The organism is Chitinophaga fulva, assembly GCF_012927205.1.
GTDB classification, from domain to species: domain Bacteria; phylum Bacteroidota; class Bacteroidia; order Chitinophagales; family Chitinophagaceae; genus Chitinophaga; species Chitinophaga fulva.
The window spans coordinates 1,115,740-1,140,410 of record NZ_JABBGC010000001.1; the positions used below are offsets into that span (position 1 = coordinate 1,115,740).

Annotated in this window: 17 protein-coding genes; 9 read left to right on the top strand and 8 right to left on the bottom strand. The window is 45.2% G+C overall.

All coding sequences use genetic code 11. The annotated features are described in order from the left end of the window. Positions 1–8 precede the first annotated feature (8 nt). Together HHL17_RS04765 and rsgA are read left to right on the top strand one after the other, a co-directional pair. The gene (locus tag HHL17_RS04765) at positions 9–1,019 is read left to right on the top strand and encodes a vWA domain-containing protein (protein WP_206155910.1); all 1,011 of its coding nucleotides are present in this window, start codon (positions 9–11) and stop codon (positions 1,017–1,019) included. 106 nt (positions 1,020–1,125) lie between these two features. Further along, entirely contained in the window at positions 1,126–2,061 is a 936-nt protein-coding gene (rsgA, locus tag HHL17_RS04770; RefSeq protein WP_169223624.1) for a ribosome small subunit-dependent GTPase A, read from the top strand. On the opposite strand, the gene HHL17_RS04775 is transcribed toward rsgA, so the two are convergent. The 3 genes from HHL17_RS04775 to HHL17_RS04785 are packed head-to-tail and all read right to left on the bottom strand — an operon-like array spanning position 2,062 to position 2,937. Then, positions 2,062–2,202 carry a hypothetical protein gene (locus HHL17_RS04775; protein ID WP_169223625.1) on the bottom strand — a complete coding sequence of 47 codons (141 nt, stop codon included), beginning with the start codon at positions 2,200–2,202 and terminating at the stop codon, positions 2,062–2,064. It abuts the gene before it with no gap. Between the two features lie 12 nt (positions 2,203–2,214). Next, complete coding sequence (locus tag HHL17_RS04780; protein WP_169223626.1) at positions 2,215–2,364, bottom strand: hypothetical protein; 150 nt, start codon at positions 2,362–2,364, stop codon at positions 2,215–2,217. A gap of 48 nt (positions 2,365–2,412) precedes the next feature. Then, entirely contained in the window at positions 2,413–2,937 is a 525-nt protein-coding gene (locus HHL17_RS04785; protein WP_169223627.1) for a gamma carbonic anhydrase family protein, read from the bottom strand. Positions 2,938–3,023: 86 nt separating this feature from the next. On the opposite strand from HHL17_RS04785, the gene HHL17_RS04790 reads away from it, so the two are divergent. Further along, complete coding sequence (locus tag HHL17_RS04790) at positions 3,024–4,226, top strand: aspartate aminotransferase family protein (protein ID WP_169223628.1); 1,203 nt, start codon at positions 3,024–3,026, stop codon at positions 4,224–4,226. Positions 4,227–4,703: 477 nt separating this feature from the next. On the opposite strand, the gene HHL17_RS04795 is transcribed toward HHL17_RS04790, so the two are convergent. The 4 genes from HHL17_RS04795 to HHL17_RS04810 all read right to left on the bottom strand — a co-directional run bounded on the left by HHL17_RS04795 (position 4,704) and on the right by HHL17_RS04810 (position 16,750). Beyond that, complete coding sequence (locus HHL17_RS04795) at positions 4,704–9,137, bottom strand: DUF6443 domain-containing protein (RefSeq protein ID WP_206155911.1); 4,434 nt, start codon at positions 9,135–9,137, stop codon at positions 4,704–4,706. Between the two features lie 14 nt (positions 9,138–9,151). Further along, a complete protein-coding gene (locus HHL17_RS04800; RefSeq protein ID WP_169223629.1) occupies positions 9,152–12,670 on the bottom strand; it encodes an RHS repeat domain-containing protein in 3,519 nt (1,172 codons plus the stop codon). A 1,246-nt stretch (positions 12,671–13,916) separates the two neighbouring features. Further along, entirely contained in the window at positions 13,917–14,306 is a 390-nt protein-coding gene (locus HHL17_RS04805; RefSeq protein ID WP_169223630.1) for a hypothetical protein, read from the bottom strand. Then, positions 14,306–16,750 (bottom strand): DUF5686 family protein, encoded by a 2,445-nt coding sequence (locus HHL17_RS04810; RefSeq protein ID WP_169223631.1) that lies wholly within the window; start codon positions 16,748–16,750, stop codon positions 14,306–14,308. The genes HHL17_RS04805 and HHL17_RS04810 overlap by 1 nt, the downstream gene beginning before the upstream one ends. A 200-nt stretch (positions 16,751–16,950) precedes the next feature. Between HHL17_RS04810 and HHL17_RS04815 the strand changes: the two genes are divergently transcribed. The 5 genes from HHL17_RS04815 to HHL17_RS04835 are packed head-to-tail and all read left to right on the top strand — an operon-like array spanning position 16,951 to position 20,349. Beyond that, a complete protein-coding gene (locus HHL17_RS04815; RefSeq protein WP_169223632.1) occupies positions 16,951–17,595 on the top strand; it encodes a hypothetical protein in 645 nt (214 codons plus the stop codon). 5 nt (positions 17,596–17,600) lie between these two features. Next, positions 17,601–17,897, top strand: coding sequence for a winged helix-turn-helix domain-containing protein (locus HHL17_RS04820; protein WP_169223633.1), 297 nt, complete (start codon positions 17,601–17,603; stop codon positions 17,895–17,897). 53 nt (positions 17,898–17,950) lie between these two features. After that, on the top strand, positions 17,951–19,276 hold the full coding sequence (creD, locus tag HHL17_RS04825) for a cell envelope integrity protein CreD (RefSeq protein WP_169223634.1): 1,326 nt from the start codon (positions 17,951–17,953) through the stop codon (positions 19,274–19,276). 3 nt (positions 19,277–19,279) lie between these two features. Continuing rightward, a complete protein-coding gene (locus HHL17_RS04830; protein ID WP_169223635.1) occupies positions 19,280–19,645 on the top strand; it encodes a diacylglycerol kinase family protein in 366 nt (121 codons plus the stop codon). A 32-nt stretch (positions 19,646–19,677) separates the two neighbouring features. Then, positions 19,678–20,349 carry a DUF1361 domain-containing protein gene (locus tag HHL17_RS04835; RefSeq protein ID WP_169223636.1) on the top strand — a complete coding sequence of 224 codons (672 nt, stop codon included), beginning with the start codon at positions 19,678–19,680 and terminating at the stop codon, positions 20,347–20,349. Positions 20,350–20,477: 128 nt separating this feature from the next. On the opposite strand, the gene HHL17_RS04840 is transcribed toward HHL17_RS04835, so the two are convergent. Continuing rightward, positions 20,478–23,903, bottom strand: a complete 3,426-nt coding sequence (locus HHL17_RS04840; RefSeq protein WP_206155912.1) for a hypothetical protein — start codon at positions 23,901–23,903, stop codon at positions 20,478–20,480. A 58-nt stretch (positions 23,904–23,961) separates the two neighbouring features. Here HHL17_RS04840 and HHL17_RS04845 point away from each other — a divergent pair, with 58 nt between their 5' ends. Continuing rightward, a complete protein-coding gene (locus HHL17_RS04845; protein ID WP_169223637.1) occupies positions 23,962–24,600 on the top strand; it encodes an MBL fold metallo-hydrolase in 639 nt (212 codons plus the stop codon). Positions 24,601–24,671: the final 71 nt, after the last annotated feature.

A 24,671-nucleotide genomic window follows, 5' to 3' on the forward strand; every position in this document is an offset into this window, starting at 1 on the left:
TTTAAGTAATGGATTTTTCAGCGTGGAAAAATATTGAATTTGCCTATCCGGTTTTCTTCTGGCTTTTATTGCTGATACCGGTGATGATATACTGGCGCATTGCCCGGCGGAAAAAGTCGCAGGGTGTGATGAAGGTATCATCTGTGGCCGGTCTGAGAGGACTGCCCGTATCCTGGAAGGTGCGTTTCCGGCCGGTATTGCTGGCCCTGCGTATCCTGGCCTATGCCGCGCTTGTAACAGCACTGGCCCGTCCGCAGACATCCAATACTTCTGAAAATATCGACAGTGAAGGGATCGACATCGTTATGGCGATCGATATATCCGGCAGTATGCTGGCGGAAGATCTGCAACCCAACAGGATGGAAGCCGCCAAAAAAGTGGCGATGGACTTCGTGGATAAACGTATCAGTGACCGTATCGGCCTGGTCGTATTTTCCGGCGAAAGCTTCACCCAGTGCCCAATCACAACAGATCATGCAGTACTGAAAAACCAGATCATGCAGGTGAAAAGCGGCATGTTGCAGGATGGTACCGCCATTGGTATGGGGCTCGCTACTTCGGTAGACCGTCTGCGTAACAGTCACGCTAAAAGCAAAGTGATCATCCTGCTGACAGACGGCGTGAACAACACCGGCCTGGTAGACCCGCTCACCGCGCTGGAGATAGCCAAAGCCTTCAAGATAAGGGTATACACTATTGGCGTAGGCACACAGGGCAAAGCGCCTTTCCCGATGCCTATGGCCGACGGCAGCGTACAAATGGTGATGCAGGACGTACAGATCGATGAACCGCTGATGAAGAAGATCTCTAAAGAGACAGGCGGTAAGTACTTCCGCGCCACCAATACCACCGATCTGAAGAACATCTATTCGGAGATCGATCAACTGGAAAAAACGAAAGTGGAAATCACCTCCTATAAACGATATGCAGAGCATTTCTTCCCGCTGGCCATGCTGGCGCTGGTATGTATCCTGCTGGAAGTGGTCCTTCGTTATTCCGTATTCAGAAGCTTACCATAAGTTACCATAACAGACACAAAGCAGCAAAGGCACCAGAGATCTCCTCCGGTGCCTTTGCTGCTTTGTCTGAAACAAGTTACCTTTGGGGATATAAATTTCCGGACTATTGCAAGCAACAGTATACAAATCAACAGGCAGCTGGTATGTGGTGAAAACCACCACAGGTGAAACATTTCAGGCAAGGATGAAAGGTATCTTCAAAAAAAATGAAGATATCACTTCCACCAATCCTATTGCCGTAGGCGATGTAGTGGAGATTGTGCCTGATGACAGCGATGCTAACGCCAAAAATGCCATGATCACGGAAATCGGCGGACGCCGGAATTACATTGTGCGTAGTTCTCCACACGGGCGTAACAAAAAGCATATTATTGCCGCCAACCTGGACCAGGCGATGTTGATTTGTACCATCCGCGAGCCCCGTACTTCACTGGGTTTTATAGACCGTTTTCTTGTCACCGCAGCGGCGTATCATATCCCTGCCGTACTGGTGTTCAACAAAAAAGATATTTACCGGGCAAAGGAAATGGAGTTGTTTGAAGCCATCGAGGCCCTGTATACGGAGATTGGATATCAGGTGAAGCTGATTTCCGCTACCGGGATGGAAGGTATAGAAGAAATCAGGGCGGTGCTGAAAGACAAGACCACCTTGATGTCTGGCCATTCCGGGGTGGGTAAGTCCTCCCTGATCAACGATCTGGTGCCTGGATTAGACCTGCGTACCACCGCCGTAAGCGGTTGGAGCGGCAAAGGGTTGCACACCACCACTTTCGCGGAGATGTATGACTTGCCCGGTGGCGGTTGTTTGATAGACACCCCCGGTGTGCGTGAATTTGGTATCGTGGATATTGACAAAGCGGAACTATCCCACTATTTCCTTGAAATGCAGCCTTATCTATCTCAATGCCAGTTCAATAACTGTTTGCATATCAACGAGCCCGGTTGTGCCGTCAAAGAGGCCGTAGAGGCCGGGGAAATTGACCCTGAACGGTATGTGAGTTATGCCACGATCCTCGAATCTATTGAAGAGGAACAGTACTAGTTAATTTTTAGGCTTACTGAGTTCATCCAGTACTTTCTCTGCGCCCCAGTTGCGTTTAGGCAGGGGGCATCCTTTCTTTTGTGTACGGCAGGCCATGAGGGTAATGGCGGCGAGCAGGGCAAGGGCGATTATTTTGCGCATAGTATGGTTTTACTAGAATAAACGCATTTGTTTGCCAGCTTTGCGGTTCGACCGCTGTAAATCTTTTTTGTTGTAGCCGGTGGCGGGGCACCCATATTTCTGCGAAGAGCAGCCTGGCAGTACAATGACGGCCAAAAGGAGCAGGCAAATAAACGTTTTCATAGAGGGATATTTGCCTGCAATATAACAAATTTTTATAAGGCGTTAGCGCTACTTCTCCCCTTCCGTATACCAGGAAGCATACATGTTATAGTTTTTGGAGATGCGGTTGATTTCCCCTTTGATGAGGGCCATATCGATGTCTTTCACTTTTTTGGCGGGAACACCGGCCCAGATAGTGCCAGGTTCCACATGGGTGCCTGCCAGTATCACCGCGCCCGCAGCGATGATGCTGTTACTGCTGATATGTGCGTTGTCCATCACAATGGCGCCCATACCTATCAGCACATCATTATCTACCGTACAACCGTGGAGGATAGCATTATGGCCGATAGATACATTATTGCCCACAATGGTTTTGGATTTCTCATAGGTACAATGGATCACGGCGCCGTCCTGTACGTTCACGTTTTCGCCGAGGCGGATGCTGTTCACATCGCCGCGAACCACGGCATTGAACCATACGGTACAGCCTTTGCCCATCTCTACGTCGCCGACAATGGTGGCATTGGGTGCGATAAAGCAACCATCTGCAATCTTCGGAGTAAATCCTCTTAAGGGTATAATGTGAGACATAACTGATATGTTTTAATCTGAATGTTACAAAGATAACAATTACTAATTAGCCGTTGTTTTCTACCTTCGCAGAGAATGTAAGAGATATGAACAACAGGCAACTTTTTTTGCAGCACGTAGCGCAAACATCAGATGCGCCGCTGGCATTGGAGATCGTTAAAGCAGAAGGCATGTACATGTGGGATGTCAACGGCAGGAAGTATCTGGACCTGATTGCCGGCATCAGCGTATGTAACATGGGGCATTGTCATCCGGCCGTGGTGAAAGCTATTCAGGAACAGGCGCAACAGTATATGCACCTGCTTGTATATGGAGAATTCGTACAGTCGCCACAGGTAGCTTATGCAAAGGCGCTGACCCAACATCTCCCTGAAAACCTCGATTGTGTATTCTTCACCAACTCCGGCGCTGAAGCAGTAGAAGGCGCCATGAAGCTCGCCAAACGTTTCACCGGCAGAACAGAGGTCGCTGCTTTCAACCGCAGTTATCACGGTTCCACACAGGGCGCACTCAGCATCCTCGGCGATGAATACTGGCGCAATGCTTACCGGCCTCTGCTCCCCGGTATACAACACCTCGAATATAACAATTACGCTTCCCTGGAGCTGATCACCCATAATACCGCTGCTGTATTCGCAGAAAGCGTGCAGGCAGAAGGCGGTGTACTCGTTCCCCAACTGGAATGGATACACGCTTTACGCGCTAAATGCAATGAAACCGGTGCGCTGCTGATACTCGACGAAGTGCAATGTGGCCTCGGTCGCAATGGAACGCTCTGGGCTTTCGAACAACTTGGCATCATCCCCGATATCCTTTTGCTGGGTAAGGCTTTGGGCGGAGGCATGCCACTGGGCGCATTCATCTCCTCCCGCACCATCATGTGGAGCCTCACCAACAACCCGGTGCTTGGCCATATCACTACGTTTGGCGGGCACCCTGTGAACTGTGCCGCAGGCCTTGCCGGTTTCAACGCGCTGTTGGAATCACAGGTGATTAAAGATGTGAAAGCGAAAGGAGAACTGTTCCGTAAACATTTGCAGCATCCGGCTATTAAGGCCGTGCGTTCACTGGGACTGATGATGGCAGTAGAGCTGGAAAGTTTTGAAGTCAACAAAAAAACAATTGATTACTGTATAGAGAACGGAGTGCTCACAGACTGGTTCCTCTTTGCGCCGGAATGTATGCGCATAGCGCCGCCGCTGATTATTACGGAAGAGGAGATTGTGCAGGCGTGTAAGGTGATTTGTGAAGGGTTGGATAGAGGATACAAAACTGATAAAATACACTAAAGACGATATATTCTTTTTTGCAGTTAGAAAGCTGAAGATGCAAATCCCCACTTACAAACTTGTAATTGGGGATTTGCACTAAAAATTAATTCAAAAATTTGGATAATAGTAATTCTACTAAGAATATCAACATACCTGTTATCAGTCCCAGAGCTAAAAACAATAGCCAAACACCGCCATATGGCGAATCCCAATTGCTGGATAATAATAACATCGAAACACCTCCCGTAAAAAGATAGATTGGTAGTTTAACCCTAAAATGTGGTGCTATTTTATGAATACTTGCTACTAGTATTCCATTAACTATACCTAATGCTGCCCAAAATATGAAATACATCAATTTGGAACTGATAGTATTATTTGTATCTGTGTAAATAGATATAACATCACTTTTTAATATGGTAATGCTTATCACCAATAAGATGCCAAACGTGAGTGACGATGTAATACTATTTATGAAAGTTTTCAAATACATACTTAATTTGATTTTTTGTCCTGGTCATTGACTCTATCTACGATTTTTAATATTTCTGTTATATAATGTAAGAGGCTAACCGTGTGTATATTACTATGACCAACTTCTTCCGGCTCCCCATCTTTGTTATCGACATAGTATCCTGAATAGTTATAGTTTTTGACGGTCGTTTTGTTTTTGTTTTTAGCTGAGTTTTTCCCTCCATGCGAGCCTGTCTTATAACTAAGTGGTCCAAGGTGTAGAACTTCAGGAGTAGTCTGGTAAATGTTTAGATTTGTTTCCACGTTATCTGATATACTCCGGTCAACTGATTCGTTGTCTCCTCCTGCTGCTGCGTCTATAGTAACAGCTAAGGTAACTTTGATTCCATCTTCTTTAAGCCTATCGGCAAGTGTATTTATAAAATTACCTCCATAACTGTAGCCGAGTAGTACAACATCTCCTCCTTCCTTGTAGTTTGCCTTAATAAAGTTATAGGATTCGTCCGTTGCTTTGGCAAAGCCTCGTTTGGTCTTAATATCAGTTCCCCAATATTTGGAGCTAAAGGTACCGATAGCTGTCCCTTGGGTTTTTTGATGTTTTTCGAGTGTTGCCTTTATTTCCGGTGTGGCTCCCAGTCCTTTAGTTACACCTCCGATATTTGCACCTGCCAATAACACTACGACGTCCCCTGGTCCATCTCCGTTTAAATCAATAAATCTAATAGGGTTGTTTGCTCCATATAGATATGGGCTCCACTTGGGGTATTTTACTGCATCTCTGTCGATAGAAAAAAACCTGCCAATCTGTGAATCATACATTCTCGCCCCATAATCATACCATTCCAATCCACTACCATCTCCGAATTCCCGGTTTTGAAGTTCTTTACCATTATATTTCAATCTGTTTTCAGTATACCCTGTACCCCTTAGTGTACTGGTGCTGATCCCCGTCATCGTCAATCCGAATGGATAATAGTGTGTTTCCTCCAATACAGCACCGGAGGAGTGGATTACAGTTACATTATCAAAAAAAACATCCTGCGGACTTTCATTGCTTGTATATACATAAAGAAATCCACTTTGGCTGATAGGCATTTTATCCTGCGTCAGTGTTTGTAGTTGATCTGGTTCTGCCTTAACTCGTTTTACTCCGCTGCTTGTTTCAACCAGTTTAAATTGATCATCGAACAATACAAAGTTCAAATAGGCTTTAGGTCGGCTGGTGGGACTTTTGTCGTTATTTTTTTCCTTGAGCTTTCTGTATTCGTTGTTGTAGAAATTGCTGTTAAATGGTGTCGGTTGAGATAAGGGATTACTTCCATGGTTGTCAGTGGAGAGTGGTGTGCCACCAAAGGCTTGGAGGAGACTTGCGACCATGTTTTCTGCCGGTAATTCTGTTGGGTACTGTTTGTCCGGCCCCAACGATTTATAGAATGCCTGGGCACCTATTTGTACTGTGTCTCCAGCCATTACTCTAAGAACCAGTGACGGTCCTATTTTCTTACCACCGTTTTTTGCATTTAATTTAGCGACAAACTCGTTCTTTCCCTTGTTGTCGGCAATCGGATACCCTACAGGTTTGTTTGCCCGGGTATCCTCGATATTGCTGAACAACTTGGTTTCAGTTGCTGCCGTAGCTGTTTCCATTGTTGCGACATATGTATTAATATCACTGGAATGTGTTAATACTAGCCGAGTGTTGCCGAGGTGATCTTTTACAAAATAGTCAAATACATGGGATGAGGTTTGACCTGCCTTGTGAACAAATCTAATACGTCCTTCTTCGTGGTGTATCAGTTTAAGTGTATCGTTTTGGTAAATTCCTCCGCCGATATAGTCTGTAATTGTCGTCGTGGGAGATGGGCCTGTCAGATCTACCACCTTTTTCTGAAGCTTATTGCCAACTGCATCATACAGATAGCTAATAGTTCCTTTATTGCCCATCTGGACTTGTGAAGGGAGGTTTAGATAGTTGTATGTAATTGCGCTAATGGACTTGTTTAGATCAAGAGTGAGATTTCCATTACGGTCATAGTCGTAGTCATCCCCATTATTAGTACCATTTTTGAAATCACCTAATTGCTCAACGACCGTGGTCGTATCATATATGGATAAGAGTTTATTGCTATTATGGCCATAAGAATATTTCAGGCGATCCAGTTCAACAGGAGATGTGCCGGACATACCATATTGTTTCATGTTCTGGATATTACCGTTTGCATCATAGTTGATCCAGTCAACCGAAAAGTTCATAACTGTTTTCTCCCAATTGTCAGCCGGATTGTTTTGTTGAGTGAAGTTGGCGCGGATAAGCCGATTCGCTGAATCGTATTCATATCCGTACGCCCGAGTTTTTTTATCGTTCCACCCTTTCCAGCGTATACCAGAGATATTTCCGTTAAACTGAAGGTTTGAAAATCCTTCATCATAACTGAACTCTTGTCCAAAATGTGAAGTAGTATTGGCGTTATTGTTAAGATAATCTTTGTTAATACTCTTGATCCATCCTCTTATATTATATTCATGGGATAATGACTCAACAACATCCCCATTATTTTTTACGCCAAGCAGCTTTGTTTTTAACTGGCCTAATTCATCATATTCATTAGATGCGATGGTTTGCTCTGTTGACGCATCATCATTTACTTTTTTTCTGACAGTGACTGGTAACCCTATAGAATTGTAGTCTGTTTTTGTTAGAATAGAAGTTTGTGGGGTAATACCACTACGTGGGTTTTTATGTCGAAGGTAATTGCTGAGAAGTTTACCATTGAAATCATACATGTTAGTTGCGATATCTTGCCCACCAGCTATATTATCGCTAATTATCTGAACAGTTCTTCCTTTATCATTATAATAGGTGGTTGTAGTTAGCCACTGGTCTGTATCCAGTACCCTTACTTTAGAACCTGTAACCATGCTCTGGGTCAACTGACTAATTGTAAATGGTTCAGGGAATAGATTGTTGCCAGCTTCTAATTTAGTGGATAGGCTGTCAATAGAAACATGTTTACCTGGGAAATCATAGTTGTCATAAAACGTAAATGTCAGTGGTGTTAATGCAGCCATTGATATGTTTGGCAGAAGATTAGAGACAGTAATATTGGTAGTTTCGCCTGCTATGTTGGGGTCAACGAAAATCTCGGTCTCTCCGGTTTCCCTGGTGTCAAATCCTGCTTCAAGGGTCACGCTTCGGGTAGCCTTATAAACGTTTTTGTCATGGAAAGCTATTGTCAGGTCTGCAATCGGAGGGAATTGATAGGAAAAGGAGCTATTATTGGCTTTAGCGTTATTCATTGCAGCTTGTAAGTCTGACCGGGATGTAGCAGCATGATATAATGCTGTTTCCACAGGACGATTTAATGCATCGTAAAACGTGACAAACCAACGTTCTTCGCCGGGTTTTCTCATATTGCCATCACGTGAAAATACTGGCCTGTCTCTTTCGTCATATACCATTTCAACAACCTCAGCACCTGGGATCTTCTTAAGGATCATTCGGTTACGACTATCATAACTGTACTGAAAGCAAAGTCCATCGGCCAGAGTTGATATGTCAGCTCCGGAATCGATTTTTTCTACTGCGAGGGGTGGGATAATGAAAGATAGATTATTGAGATCATCGTAAATATAGTAAGTACATAACCAACCGCTATGCCCATTTCCTGGATTTGCAGCTACTTGTATTTTTTTTAAAACGACATGTTCTGTTTTATCTTTAAACTCTACTGTTTGCAAGCCTGACTCATCAGTCGTGACTGTTTTATAAAGTTGCCCTGGTTGGTAGTTACCATCGCGGATTGGATAAGGATTAGTATTTTGTATCCGCCAGAGATATACCTGGTCATTAGATGTATTGACTAAGTGTTGTTGGCTGATGGGATGATTCCCCCCCATTTTGGCCCAGCTGTTTCCAGGAGCATATGTTTTTGACACCCGGTTTAAAGGAGAGGCTTCATAGTCTGTTTGGGAATAAAAAATCTGCTCTCCCGCTGAACCGGGATTCAGTGCCGAGTCGAGATAGAAGCTATGTTGTCCGGCAAATGGATCACTTTTGAATAATCCATCGCTTGTATTTCCCGATTGAGGGACATATGGCAGGTATTTAAATTGTTCTCTGCCAAACTCATCGTATTTGACAGGAGTGACGAGATCTTTACCACTACTGCTTATGCCTTTTATAACAGTTTGTAATGGTCTGCCCAACCCGTCAAAATACAGAGTACTTTGTTTTACTTCCGTAACAGGCCTATTGACTACTGATGCCGGATCTTTTAACGGGGAAGTGGGTTCCCATGTCCGGATGAAATTGACATTGGTGTTGTTATACGCACCAGGCACGGGAGCAGGTGTGGCCGTAGGCCGTTTCTTTGTAGGATCCGGTTTGTTTTGCGCTGCAGCAGATATTGAGCAGCAAATGGCAGCTGCGAATATATGGGATTTATTTAATTTCATAGACTACAGGGAATTTAAAGGGTAACGGGTTTTTGATATTGATAGTCGAACTGTTTGAGGATGTTACCCGAATCGTCTTTGATTAATTTTAACTGTCCCCAATTGTTGTATTCATAATAGATAGTTTTGCCTGATGCATCCGTTTCGCTTATCATACCAATCAGTGGATCGTATGTGAAGGTCTTCATCAATGCATCTTTGGGTTGTACCCTTACTTCATCAATAAAAGCTCCGTCACTGATCGTATAGTTGTTACCGGTATACTTTGCGGTTTTGAAGATCCAAGCGCTGGTAGCGGAAGTCCGGTACCAGTAACTAATCCAATATTCCCGTTGGTCGGGAATAGAAAAGGTCACTGTAAATCCACTTGCCTTTACCCTCTTCCCGGTTTTAGCCATTGATTGTAAAATGCCGGTATTGGTGCCTTCTTCAAAGCTTTCATAGTAAAATCCATTTGCCGTGGCATTCAGTATCTCAACAACAGGATATTGATTATTGTACCCCCATTTGTAAGACTGAAATATATCCCCTTCTTTGGATTGGCTCAATAACCGGCCATCCGGTGTATAGGCATGATTCCTTAGCCGTGTTTCATAGGCCGCAATTCCCGTTTTAACATCTACAGAGGCTGGAAGCATAATGTTATTAGGCCATTGCGAATAGTTCTTTTTTACTGATTGCAGGTGAGTGCTTGGTTCAATGGTAATAATTTCCTCTACTACTTTGTCGATTTGATGGGTATTGGCCAATGCATTGTAATTCGGATCAGTAGGGAAGTCATACGGATATTTATAGGTTGTGGTTAATACCTGGTTTTGGCTATTGATAATCGTTTTTCCTGTAGTTTGTCGCCAGGTTGGATTAGCATACTTGTGTTCGGTGCTGGTTACTACAGTATCATTGTTTGTTTGGGAGTATACCTTCACTTTTTCTAATGAGGGATGTATCCATGATGAGCGTACGTCATAGAATTTTACGGATTCATAGGTGACTATTCCACCCCACGCAGTGTTTATCGTAACAGCTTTAGATGCGGGCATCTTCATTGCTTTAATAGTTCTTCTTTTCGTGGTTTCTTCTTCGTATCCCAACTCTGTTTCCTTTATTTTCTTGAAGGAGCCATCGCCGGTATTAGTGTAGGTAATCTGCGATTTTAAAAGACCATTCCCAATGTAACCCAGAGTTGGAACGTTGGGGAAAGTCGGCGTATGTACGAAATCTGCCTGATTCAGATAATAATATTCAGTTTTGCCGACGTTGCCCTGTGTAACCGTTACCTTACTATAACCAAGCGGACTTCCCATCGCTGCATTGCTTATTGGAATTGTAGGAGATGAGGTCCTTACTATGGCATTCGCTGTACTTGGGTTTGCATTGGATTCGCAATTTTTAAAATATTGTTCTTGATAGTTATATATCGGTTGGGTCATTAACACTCCGGTAGAGGCGATGATGCTGTCTTTCATCATTGTTGTGTAGGAGTAGTTCATTGTCTGATCATTATCGTTACTGATCCCGTCATACGTAGTAATGGTGCTAATGCGGAGGCCCGGTCCAGCTTCATTAATCACCCTGATAGTATCCCAGGTAGGCCTTGCTACATGTACATATGAAACAAAGCTCCCTTGCGGAATGACAACAAATTTGTATTTTCCGGGAGTTAAATATACAGATCGTTCGTTTTCTGCATTTGTCTGATTCGCATAGGTTACATCACAACCAATTCCTTGTGTGAAAACTGGTGTACCTCCGGTTATATCATAGATTTCACAGACATCATATTCAATTTTCCCCCATTGGTCTGTCATGCAGTCATTACCTTTGGTACATTGCATATTTACACTTACGTCTACTGTTATTGGCTGGGTAATATCCCATATAAATGAGTTGGGGTATGGAGTGGGGAGAGGGGGAACGTCTGGGCCTAAGGCAGTCAACCATTTTACTTCGACGCTTTTCTCTATTCTTTCCCTGGGATGGTAATAATCGTTAAGACTATAACCGAATTGGGTGTTGCCACCCGTGGGGTAGGTGATCTTTGTTAGGCTGGCGGCTGCTGCATTACCTGCATGGGGGCTCCTGTCGGCTCCCTTATATTCGATTGGGTCTCCTAATGCTGAATAAAACATGTATGGAGGAACCAAAGTGCCGTTAGTAATATGATCACCATATTTCGTTTCATTTACACTATTGTTCGGTGCTCCATTATAATATCCCCAATGGTCCTGCGATTTGGAGTCCTTTGCAGGTAGTTGGGTACTATTGTAATCGAACTTGTAGGGTGAACGGCTCTCTGTGCCGTTGCTTTCAGCTATACTATCCAAACGCAATCGTTTTTCCGCATATGTTCCGAAGCCGAAATAGCTATAACTTAAGTTGTATTTTTTATAGAGCGATGACACATTGTCTGCCATTTGGTATATACTCACGTTGTCCAGCTTTTGTGCGTATGTCGGAGCATTACTTCTTGCAGGTTCAATATCTTCCCTGTTACTGGTGTTGAAAACTATTTTTCCATTCGGGAAAAGAACTTCCTTCAGATAGACGTCTCTGGTCTCACTGTAGGTACTGAAGTACATGAAATCGTTCATCTTGAAAACGCATCCACCTATAACATTTTGTGACGTTATATGTGTTTTGGTTTGTGACCGGCTTAGTATTCTCTTGGTGCCACCATTCGTGAGATTGTTATAGTTGAATTGAATTATTGCTCCTGCTGGTGAAATAATTTTATCGAGATACCAGGATGAAACAATTTCCTCAGGTACGCTTTCCAATGATTTCATGTCCGCCGTCCATTCATCCTCACCCATACCTGTATTTGAGACAGATACTTCCGGGGTACCGAAATAGTATTTATTGCCGCTTTCATCTGTAATAGTCCACTGATAGCCATTTGAGGCTGTGACATAACGTACTTCAATTTTTATATCAGCCTGAGATAATAATACTGCTTCAATTGGCTGGTTAACAGATGAGCGCTTATTAAGAATAAATTTGCCGGAATGTCCGTTAAAATTGAAAGTGAAGACATCTGGTTCAGGATCCTCCTCCCCCATCAACACGTCGTGCAGGAACTGAAGGTCATAGTCTCGTTGTGTGGTGCTCCCGGGAGTCATATACAGATTGGTCGTTGGGTCAATAGAGGTTGGTAAATAGCAATCAGGAAAACCTCTTCCGCTGGGCGATAAATCGTCCTTTCCTCTAACTGCTCTGGAAATGGCTCCGCCACAACTGAGGCTCCATCCCAATCCCACCCAGGAAGCTTCTTCTTCTACTTTGATTCCTGAACTGTGATAATTGATACTAATAGGAACAAAGAGATCATTGTTCTTTACTTCATACAGCGGTATGCTGATGTTTGGAACACCGGTGTAATAGGAAACCGGAATTTCTCCAAATTTGGCCATAGCGGCGGCTGTTGGGGAGGGTGGTATTACTCTTGTAACATTAAACTGACTGGTTTGAGCATTTACTGACGAGAAATAGAAAATAAATAAGAATAACAAAATACTACTGCACTTGAACTTCATAGCGACGTATAGGTTTTTTGGCTTAAATATTACAACTAGGTTAACCAAATAATATTGCGGTAAATATATTAAAAATCAAATAAATAATAAACTATATGTAATCATAATATGAGTTGTGGAATGCCAAAAATAGCCGGTGATAAATAAAATTTGTTCAGGTCTTTATTAATATGATGAATAATGCAAAGGAGAAAAACAAACGATGTAATATATATAAAGCGCTAGTGCTATCGCTATATTGATCAATAGTGAATACAAGGTCAGATGAAGTTTCTTCTTTACATACAGCCAGATATTGATGCCAATTTGCAGACATGTAAGCGGCAGAAAAATCCATGGATAAGTGCTCTTGTTAGTTGCATCGAATCCAGATATCGAAAAACCAATAAGTGCGCCTACTATATATAAAATGGAGAAGAAGGCAACGTTCAACACAACTAACAGGATAATTCTTATTGCTATTTTCATAAGGTTTAAATTAATATCGGATGATATCCCCTTGAGGGCAAGTAACACTTTGTTGCCAGAAATAAAAACGCACAGTTAACATTTTCACTAATTTTTATCAGTTACACGTCGTATATGGATTCGCACATTGTGTTTCCGGCGGTATCCAGCCGATATATAGTTTCCCTTTTTGCCAAAGAGAAATCTTTACCCAGTTGGACTTACAGGCTGATACCTGGACTAGTTGATTGGTCCATTCGGGAATCGTTGATTTATTCGATTTCTTACTGGGCTCACTATAAATAGCGATGTTCCCTGAGTAAGACGTAAGATAAGTGCCAATTATAGCAGATTTTTTTACCCAGCCTCTTGATACGCCCTTGGTAAGGGAATACATAGCAGACACGTTAAACAGGCTATCGTTATCTTCCTTTAGACGAAAAACGACGAAGTCCTCGTATCGGAAATTGTGTTCTATATATTTGGTGATATTACCTTTGTTATCATACAATTCAGTCTTTCCCCTGAAATACGGATCCATAAGCACCAGGCAGTTGCAGGTATTGGTTTCCTGCGCGCTGAGACAAAAAGATAGGAGCTGAAGACAACAATACAGACAGAAGATTGATATCGTTTTCATGTTGAATTTATTGCAGTACATAATAAGGTGCTATCTGGTTGTAGGGTATAAAGATGGTTTGAGAAAACAGATTTATTGTTGAATTATTTCAGTCAGTTGGCTATCTCAATGGAGTCACTTCAAACAGTTTAACCGGGATAACGTTGTAGGTCGCTGTTGTTAACTATTCAGCCGGGTCATTTCCATCACTACCTGTCGGGCAAATACTTCGAGTTTAGTTTCTTCCAGAAACTCCAGTTGGTAATAATACTCTCCTTTGGAAGTCATTTCATGATGATTGTTATTCATTTCAAAGTGGCTGCGGTAAAAGAGTGCCAGTGTGCTTCCGGGTTGAGCAGGATTAAGGCTGCAGCCTCCTAACCGGGCATCGAGGAAAGTAATAACGATTCTGTCGTCATCGTTGATGAACCTCAGTTCCAGCTTCTTCTCAATAAGGCTATAGGTGATGCGGATGCATTCAAAATCGTTGTGCAGATCGTAATACATATCGCCAATTTCGCCGGATAACAGCGTATCAAATAAGGCGGTATGTGTTACGTCTTTCTTCATTAGAACTGCAATTTAAAGCTGCCGAATACACCGAACTTCTTATTCGCTGGTTCATCAGGCAGTACATCCGGTGCTACGCGCCAGATGAAGTCTACCCGCAGGAATTTGAAGATGTTTTCTATGCCGGTACCGACTTCCAGGTAAGGGTTGCCTTCGAGCGTCCGGAAAGGATAGCCGTTATAGAGATTCAGTTTTTTATTCGGTTCTGACAGGGAGCCCACCACCCCTTTGGCAGTCCAGAACTGGCGCCATTTCAACTTCTTGATGAGGGGAATGTATCCGAAGATACCGTTGCCGATGGTATGTTCCACGTTGAAGCCAACATATTGATCGCTGAGGAATTCGAAGCGGTTCATCATGTTGAAGGCGTATTTGTTGTAGTAGTAAATTTCGTTGCCGGGATGTACTTCGAGGGAAGTATAAGGTACGGTGCCGAAGATCTTACCACCAAAAACGTTATAGTACAGGGAGCCGAAAGGCGGTAGTTTAATGTAGTCAGACACGCTGAGGGATACACGCTGATATTGTTGGCCGCTGTTGGCGATACCCGGGATACCCACGGCGTATTTCAGTTCCGTGATAGGGTATTTACTGCCCAGGCTGATCCGGTAGTAGTTGCCTTCGAGGAATTGTTCATGGAAAGCCCAGCGGAGCTTTAATTCCACTTCTGTGGTCGTGAGCGGATCGCGGTTACTGATCGTTTTGGGAAAGAATTCTGCGGTCGGCAGCGGCTCGTATGGCCTGGCCTGTTTATGCAACAGCGTTATCTGGTGTGAAAAGCCGCTGTAATATTCTTTGTAAAATTCCAGTCGCTGTTCCTCTATCATGAGGAACTTCTGGGGGATACCATTTTTACGGATGGCGAGAGTAAAGATGTTGTCGGTACCTACTTCGTCATAGTAGTGGGAGCCGTTGTCGAGATCTTTCGTATAGGCGCCGTAGAGATACATGCGCGGATGTCTCTTCAGCAGCCAGAGGGCAGACACTTTTCCTTTATAGACGTTATCCTTGAAGCCATAAGCCAGGTAGCCATAGAGGTATATGTCTTTGTTGAACTTGGGCGTAGTGCCCAGGTCGAGCCGCAAACGGAACCCTTCCAGCCGGTTCTGGGAAAAGAGGTAGTAGTAAGGTCCCCACTCTATGGGGCCAAACGGTTTATAGCCCGTTGCCAGGAAGCGGATGGTATTGGAGTATTTCTGGAAGAGCGGCATCCGTTGGAGGGTATCGATCATTTTGTAGATACCGATCTCATTTTTACTGAGATCTTCCGGCCGGTTGTCTTTCCAGAAAGATTCTTTGCGTACACGGGCGCTGTCGAGTACTACGACTGCTTCCGGGTATTTTTTGTCACTGAAGATGTTGGTAGCGGCGGTATCATTCGTGATCACATTATCGTAGGTGGTGCTTTTACGGCCGATAAAGTCGAATGTTTTACCAGGCTTGGGGCTGGGCGCCCAGAAATCGGCCACAAATTTGTCTTTGTAAAGGAACCAGGTACTGTCGTGCAGTTGTCTGAATTCCTGCACCATGCTCACGCGGCGGACGAAATTGATGTTGGCGTCTTTAGGCACGGACAGTGTGGCTTTCATCACGGCGTAGGTGGTGTCATGTACCCAGATGTCGCCGATAAAGGTGTTCTCTCCTTTTCGTTTAGGCGTGAAGTTGAGTTTGATGAACCGCTGGCTGCTGATATATTGGGTATCGGCTATTTTATAGTCGTAGTAGAATGCACCGTTGTGGTGTATCGGGCTAACGAACTGTTTATCGAATACCGGAATGAAATTATTGTAGACATTGATATTTTGGTACATGCCGCCGAGGAATTTCGTCACGCTTTCGTTGTCGATACCGGAGGTACGGGCGGCTTTGATGATTTCTTTTGTCTTCCGGGGGGAAGATTGAAAATAATAATCCGACAGGGACTCCGTCAGGAAGATGGGAAGGAATGGTTTATCTTCCGAGGTACTGTCAATGTTATCAAGGATGAAAGCAAATGGTTTGGTGAACCTGTTTTTGGACAATTTTTCCTTGTTCAGGTTTTTCATGTCCAGTTCCAGTTTGTTATATACTTCGTATTTATAGTTATCAAGCCGGTTGTAATTGTTTTCCGGTTTGTGTTTAACGATCTGTTTGAGAAGAATAAGGGCGAAGTTAACGTTGGCTTTTATTTCGTATGTTTTCAGGGAGAGGTCTGAGCGGGTAACTTCAAAGTTGATGGTTTGTTCTTTCAATGTCCGGTTGACCGGCATTTTAAGAATGGTATATCCCATTACCCTCACCAGTAAGGAATCTGACGGGATAACATTTAACTCAAATAGAAATTTTCCTTCAGCATTGCTAACCATACCAGTTTGTGTATGATCAAACTGAAGGGTAGCGAAGGGAATGATTTCCTGGGAATGGGCATCTCTCACTGTTCCACTGACCTTATATTGCTGCGCCATCAATTTTGTACACCAAACGCTTACGCCTATTAGGACTGCTATAATTCTTTTCCAACCAAACATATCTGACAACAAACTTAGAGTATTTAACGCTAACCTGTATAGTTGCTTTCCTGAAGGTAACGCAGTTATGACGAAAAAAATATATTTTGAAATACAGGAAATTATTTTAGCTTTGTATTGCAAAGTGCTTTTTAAGTATGACGGACGATCAACAACATTTGCAGACTTTAACGGACATTAAGCGTATCATGGAGCGCAGCAGCCGGTTTATTTCACTGAGCGGGCTGAGTGGCGTGTCTGCGGGGCTGAGTGCTTTGGTGGGCGCCTGGTTGGCGCGTGTTTGGCTGGTGGCATATTATGAGCGCTGGGACAGCACCGGCGTGTATAATGATGCAGATTACGCGGACCTGAAGTTTAAGTTGATCGTAACAGCACTGGTAGTGATGGCGGCCGCGGTGAGTGGAGGGCTCTTTTTCACGTGGCGCAGAGCGAAAAAAAATAATCTTCCGATATGGGATGTGACGAGCCGTAAGGTACTGATCAATGTTTGTATTCCGCTGGCGGCCGGTGGTGCTTTTGCTGCGGGACTGTTATATAATCATATGGAAACGCTGGTAGCTCCCAGCTGCCTGGTTTTCTATGGCCTGGCGTTAGTGAATGCCAGCAAGTACACCCTGCCGGAGTTACGTTATCTGGGTATCCTGGAAATCCTGTTAGGTATCGGCAACCTTTTTCTTTTGCGTAAAGGGCTTTATTTTTGGGCAGTGGGATTTGGGGTATTGCACATCATCTATGGTATCGTAATGTGGTGGAAATATGAGAGAAAGGGAAGCTTTCAATAATTAGCATGAATCCGATTGGTAATTTAAACAAGATATTTGAGAGCCGCATCCGACTGGGTGTTATGAGTGTGTTGATGGTGAATAATGAGGTCAATTTTAATGACCTTAAGCAGATGCTGGAGGTGACCGACGGCAATCTGGCCTCCCATCTCAATACGCTGGAGGAAAACGGCTACATCAAGGTATACAAGGGGTTTATTGGCCGCAAGACCAATACTACCTACGCTATTACCACTGCCGGGGAAAAAGCCTTCAAAGGCCATCTGGTAGCCCTTGAACACATGATCAAATTCACGAAATAAATTTTTTTGTCCTTTTACTTTGAAACACAAAGTGCTTTTTAAAAAATAAAACCATGGAAGTTCCCGAAAACAACCTCAACACATCATTTTTTAGTCGTTACGCTTACGCTTTCAAAGCGATTGTCATCGTCATCATGGTGATGGTGTTACTGATTCCAGCCAGCATGATCACAGACGTTATCCGCGAACGCCAGGACAGGCAGACCTCTGCAGTAGAAGAAGTCAGCAGCCGCTGGGGATACGAACAACATATTACCGGCCCTATACTGGCCATTCCCTATACCGTTGCCGGTTCTGCCAACGCTACCTATGTGTATCTGTTGCCCGAACAATTAAAAATCAATGGAGAATTGTTGCCCCAAAAACTTAAAAGAGGCATCTTCAGCGTGGCCGTCTACGACGCCAAAATGCAGCTGAGTGGTACTTTCAGCCCTGCCGCCCTCTACAAATCAGGCGTACCGCCATCCGCACTGAAATGGGACCAGGCGTCCATTATCATGGGCATCACCGACCTGCGTGGCATAGATAACCAGGTTAAAATGGTCTGGAATGGAAAAACATTTCCTTTCAGCCCCGGTGTGGTCAATACTGACCTGTTCAAAAGTGGCATCCAGTCCCCGGTATCGCTGGCCTCCGGCGATACCGCGGCCCTCGCCGGCTCCTTCACCCTGGAACTGGGCGTTAAAGGCTCCGGCAGGATCAGCTTCTCCCCTGTGGGTAAAACCACCACGGTACATACCAGCTCCAGCTGGCCCGACCCCAGCTTCGACGGTGCCTTCCCGCCTAAAGACCGCCGGGTCGACCCCAAAGGCTTCAGCGCTTCCTGGGAAATACAGGACCTCAACCGCGAATATCCCCAGAGCTGGGCGGGCAATAAATACGATATCCATAGTGCAGACTTCGGCATCAAATTCTTTATGCCGGCTGAAAGCTATCAGCAGTCCATCAGAGCAGTGAAATACGCTATCCTCGTCATCGGACTCACCTTTATTATCTTCTATTTTATTGAACTCTCCCAACGCCGCGCCATTCATCCATTGCAATATGCCCTCGTAGGCCTCGCCCTCTGTATTTTCTATACCCTGCTGATATCCATATCAGAACAGCTTAACTTTACACTCGCCTACCTGATCGCCAGCGGTCTTACTATAGGCCTGATTACATTATACGTGGCCAGCGCCTATAAAAACGGCCGTATCGCTGCAGGCATTGGTGCTACCTTGCTGTTGTTGTACGGTTTTATCTATGTGATTATCAGCGCGGAAGACCAGGCTCTCCTGATGGGCAGCATTGGCCTCTTCCTGACACTGGCAGCCATCATGTATTTCAGCAGGACCATCAAATGGGACAAATTATCTGAGAAATCAACAGTACAATAAAATATGAGGAAAGATTCTTATTTCAGCAAACGGTTGGCCAGCTTCGGGTATGCTTTCAGTGGAATTGCGGCTTTTCTTCGCAGTGAACCCCATGCGCGCATCCACCTGGTGGCTACTATCGCGGTAACGGCAGCCGGATGCTGGTATAAGCTTTCCAGGATGGAATGGATCTTGCTGATCATCACCATCGCGATGGTCTGGGTCTCAGAAATGCTGAACACCGTCATCGAAAAAATTATGGACCACCTGTCGCCCGACTATCATCCGCGTGTTAAGTGGATCAAAGACGTGGCGGCAGGTGCCGTACTTATCGCCGCTATCGCCGCCGCCGGCATCGGTGCACTGATATTTATCCCCCATATCCTGTAAATGGTTATTCATTACTAAAAAACATTCGAACCATGCGACTGAAAGGCATCTTCCGTTTGATCCGGCAGCGGGTTGCGAAAAACCAGCAGAGATATACGCTGTACTTTTCCATTCTGTTTAGCCTGGCACTACTGTGCTATCGTATATACCATTCCGGTACCTATCTGCGTGTATCCCTGGTATGGAATCTCTTCCTGGCCTACGTGCCTTTTGCTATTACCCGCTGGATGGAAAAACATCCCGCCGAAATCAACAACCGCCTTACCTGGTATGGCTGTTTCGTCGCCTGGTTGTTATTCATTCCCAATGCACCATATATCCTCACCGATCTGTTCCATCTCTTCGATGGCGGTGTACCGCTCTGGTTCGACCTGTTCGTGATTTTCTCCTTTGCCTGGAATGGCATGATGCTCGGCTACATGTCTATCCGCAGCATGGAGCACCTCTGGCGCGCACGCCATACCCGCTGGCCGGCATGGCTGTTTACTTTCCCGGTAATGTTCCTCTGCGGTATGGGCGTATATATTGGCCGCTACCTTCGCTATAACAGCTGGGACGTGGTAAAAGACCCGCTGACGCTCCTGGGAGATATGAGAGACATCGTCCTGCATCCGGTGGAAAACCGCAGTGCCTGGGCCTTCACGATCTGCATGGGTGTCTTCCTCAGTCTTATGTATCCGCTGGTGAAAAAACAATCCGCTTAAGCATCAAAATAAAAACAAAACGCCCGTTTGATTTTTATCAAACGGGCGTTTTGTTTTATATACAATATTAATCTTCGCTTTTATCTCCGCTAATCAGGCGAATCAGCAGTAATCATGGCCGTCACAGGTTAGAAATCCACACCCATACCGAAATACCAGATCGGGCTGCCGCGGAAGAACGCTACCATCGGCCAACCGGCATCTACACGAAGGAAGTAGCCGGCAATGGTAGTACGGGCACCGAAGCCATAACCACCAATGAACGGACCGAGGAAACCTTCTTTGATACGGGTGGTCACCAGTCCGTTATCATCGTTGTAGTTGGTATAGTTGGCGTCTTTAAAGCTCAGTTTCTCATTCCAGGCGGTACCAATGTCCATGAAGGTAGTTACCTGGAAGTTGCGCAGGAATGCAGAGTTGATCGGTTTCTCGATGAAGGTGGCGAATACGGGCAGACGCAATTCTGTATTAAGCAGCATCACGTTGTTACCATTTTTCGCATTCTGTTTGTAACCGCGCAGGTTCTCTGCCAGGGTCTGGAAAGCGTAGTTAGCGCTCATATTCACCGGTGTATTGGCGTTGATCTGCGGATTCAGCCAGTTGTCGATACCACCGAGATAGTACAGCAGTTTACGGGTACCCCAGGACATGTCCAGTGAAAAACGGGTGGCCCAGATAAAGTTGCGGTATATTTTCTCGTAATGTCTAACGTCAACGCCCATATTGTAGGTGAACCGTCCACCATTAGCGGGTGCATTCGGATTGAAGATCTCATTCAGGCCGCCATTGGTCAACTGGGAGTTGATTTCTCCATAGACCTTGTAGCGGGTGCCGTTCCAGATGTTGATAGCCGGATTGATAGTATTGTCATACACATATTCCAGTCGGCCAATCGCATAACTTTCGCTATAGTTTTTGCTCAGCAGCGATGGTTTTTCCACAGCCTGGGCCACCAGCTTATCGGTACGGTAACCAATAGACAGGCGGATGCTGCGTACCTGATCAAAAGGATAACGTGCTTCTACCTGGTACAGGTTGGTGATGAACTTGGCCGGCGCACGGAATTGTCCCAGCGCAGAGTCGTTCACGATAACATCGTTGTTTTTGTCCACCTTACGGTAGTAGGTGAACTTATAATCGAAGCGTTTCTTCAGGTAGTTGGCCGTGAAAAAATACTCAGAGCCCTGCAGGGAGGATGGAATACGGAAACCACCGTTGAACTTCAGGTCTTCAAACAGATCGCTGACGCCTATACGAATTAATCCGTTCACAGGGTCAGTCAGGCGGATCGGGCCAGACGGAGGACCGGTAAACGGCTGGTATTTGTTGATCAGGATAGAGTTATCCAGCTGCAACACCAGGTAATCCGACGCGAATTTGAATTTATAGGGGAAGAGCTTCGCTTTTTTCAGCACCGGTTCTTCTTTTTTCTTTTCAAACAGGCCAGGCACGGATGATGACGGCGTGGAGGATACATTGTTATTATTAGTACGACTGGTGGTGTCCGCCGGGTCGTTGCCAAATTCGTTCTGGAAGAAGTTGGTATGTGTGGTGGTATCCTTCGGTGTTGCCGGTGCGGAATAGGTAGGCAGACCCAAACGAAGGCTGTCGGCATGCATTTCCGCCCGGCGGAAGTTGGTGGGGCGGGCGTTCACGTTCCTTTTCTTCAGCACGTTGGTATCTACCTTCAGTTTCATGAGCCGTTTGATACCAGCATAGCCTACCACTTCGGATACTTCACCCTGCTCGCCGGTGATACGGGATTCCTGGATGCCATACGGATAGTTGGATATCGGGAAAGTGTAGGTAGAGTCCATGGTGATGGCCACGGCCTGTACAGAATCCGGGGCGGTGGTGCCATAGGCTGCCAGCGTGGAATCCAGCTCTTCTTTGTCCGGGTTGTGCAGGATTTCTGAGCCTACAAAGAACAGCGAGTCCACTCCGGCGCTTTTTGATTTGAAGAAGCCGGCATAACGGTTACGGATACCGTTAGCATCAGATACAAAGGTGAAGTGGGTGGTGTTGTACTGCATGGGCAGTCTGGCATCGCCGTACTTCAGGTCAGTGAGCTGGGTGATCTGTTTTTCGCTGCTTTTGTTCCAGTTGTCCACCATGAAGATGTTGAACGGCCTGTTAGGCAGGGTGGTATCGCTGCCTCTTCCTTTGGGCACTGGCCTGTTGGAAGAGTAGATGATACCGCTTTTGCCCGGGAAGGCGGCGAAAGACGGGTCCAGATCGTCGTATACGTCGTTGGTGATCTGATCAGTTTTAGAATTGCTGATGCTGTAGGTGAAGATGTCGGTATGTCCGTTTTTGATGGCAGACAGCAGCAGGGTATTTTCCTGTACCGGCATGTATTTGATGTCCACTACGCGGTCAAACTGCGGTAGGTCCTGACGTAGGGTCGTTTTCGTGATAAGGTCATAGACCATCAGTTTGGTCTTGCCTTCATGCTCATATACTACGGCGAGGCGGTTGCCTTTGGTGTTCCAGGCCATCAGCGGATAGTTGGGGTCCACCTGGTTGGCCAGCTGCATAACGCCGCTGCGAAGGAGCACTTTGGGTTTGTTCCAGCCCAGCTGTATCTGTACGCGGTAGACACCTTTTCTGAATTCTACCACGGCATAAGAGTTGTTTTTAGGATTGGGGTTGAAGCGGTAGTAATCGGACTTACCGATTTCCTGTGCAACAATAGTGCGGCCTTTGGCAGATGTTTTACGTCTGCGGTTATCTTCGGCAAAACGTTTCTGGTAAAAAACGAAGAAGTCCTGGGTGGCCTTTTTGGGTGTTTGGTTAAGTACCTGCTCAAAGCCTTTTTTCAGGCCCCTGTTGATACGGGTGATGTACATCAGGTAGGGCACGGCATCTTTGCCATATTTGCTTTCCACATAGTACCAGAAGGCTTGTCCGGCCAGCAGTGGTTTATCGTATGCGAGTTGATTGAAGCTGTTGTATTTACCGGAGAGCAGCACGGATTTCAGTTCTTCATCGAGTTTGGCGTTCCAGGGTTCAGCGGCATAGGCGATAAAGCCGTCGGTGAACCATTTAGGGAAATCTATCAGGGCTGCGTTACCGGCAAATTCGCCGATGTCTTCACCAAAGAGGAGGGTTTCCAGCAGAATGCGGGCTATCCCCTGGCGGATCTGGCGGTGCAGGTTTTCGTGGTTACCATCGAAGTAAACGATCATTTTATTACCTACCAGCTTGGTAACGCCTCCGGTGTTCTGCCAGTCAATACCGATGCCGATATTGGACTGTTTCATCTCCCCGAAGCTGTTATAGACCACAATATTGATGCGCTGGCGGGGATTCGACTCCATGAACTGTTCTATCGAAGGCAATTCCTTTTCGGCTACCTGGGTAACATACTTGCCCAGTTCCAGCCCGTTCTGGCTGAAATAGGTGTTGAAGTGCCGGCTTTGGTAATATCTCCACTTAAAATTCTTGAACTGAACGCGATTTTGGCCGAATTCAACGGTATTGGTCTGGGCTTGCGTGACAAATGTTCCAAGTAATAGGGTACCGAATAATAACCTGGTAATAAATCTGTTCATACAGAAAGTATTGATAATATTGTGATCTGTTTTAAAATTAGCTAAAAATCAGGTAACAATGATCGAAATCCAACAATTCACTTTTGGTCCTCTTCAGGAAAACACCTACCTGCTTATTAACGGTAAAAGGGAATGTATAATTATAGACCCGGGTTGTTATTTTCAGGACGAAAGAAAAGAATTATTGCAATATATACAAACGGAACAGTTAAATGTTACGAGATTGCTGAACACTCACTGCCACTTTGATCACATCTTCGGGAACAAACTGGTATCGGAAACCTATGGCTTAAAACCCGAGTTTCATGAGAAAGAACAGGTAGTGATGGACAACTCCCAGGCTGTAGGGGCCATGTATAACCTGCCATTCGACCCCTCTCCTATGCCCGGCCGTTATATCGTGGAAGGGGAAAAGATAGCTTTTGGCGGCCATGAGCTGGATGTGCTTTTCACACCAGGCCACTCTCCCGGAAGTATTTCCTTTTACTGCGCTGACCAGCAGTTTGTGATTGGAGGAGATGTACTGTTTTACCAGAGCATCGGCCGTACAGACCTGCCCGGCGGCAATCATGCCACCCTGTTGAACAGTATCCGTGAAAAGCTGTTTGTATTGCCGGATGAGATCCGGGTGTTCCCTGGCCACGGTCCCGCCACTACGATTGGGTTTGAAAAGAAGTATAACCCGTTCCTCATTTAGGGATTTGTTGATTTACGGATTTTTTGATTTGAAGGGATTGAGTTCCATAGAGGGGTTCCCATACTTTAGGT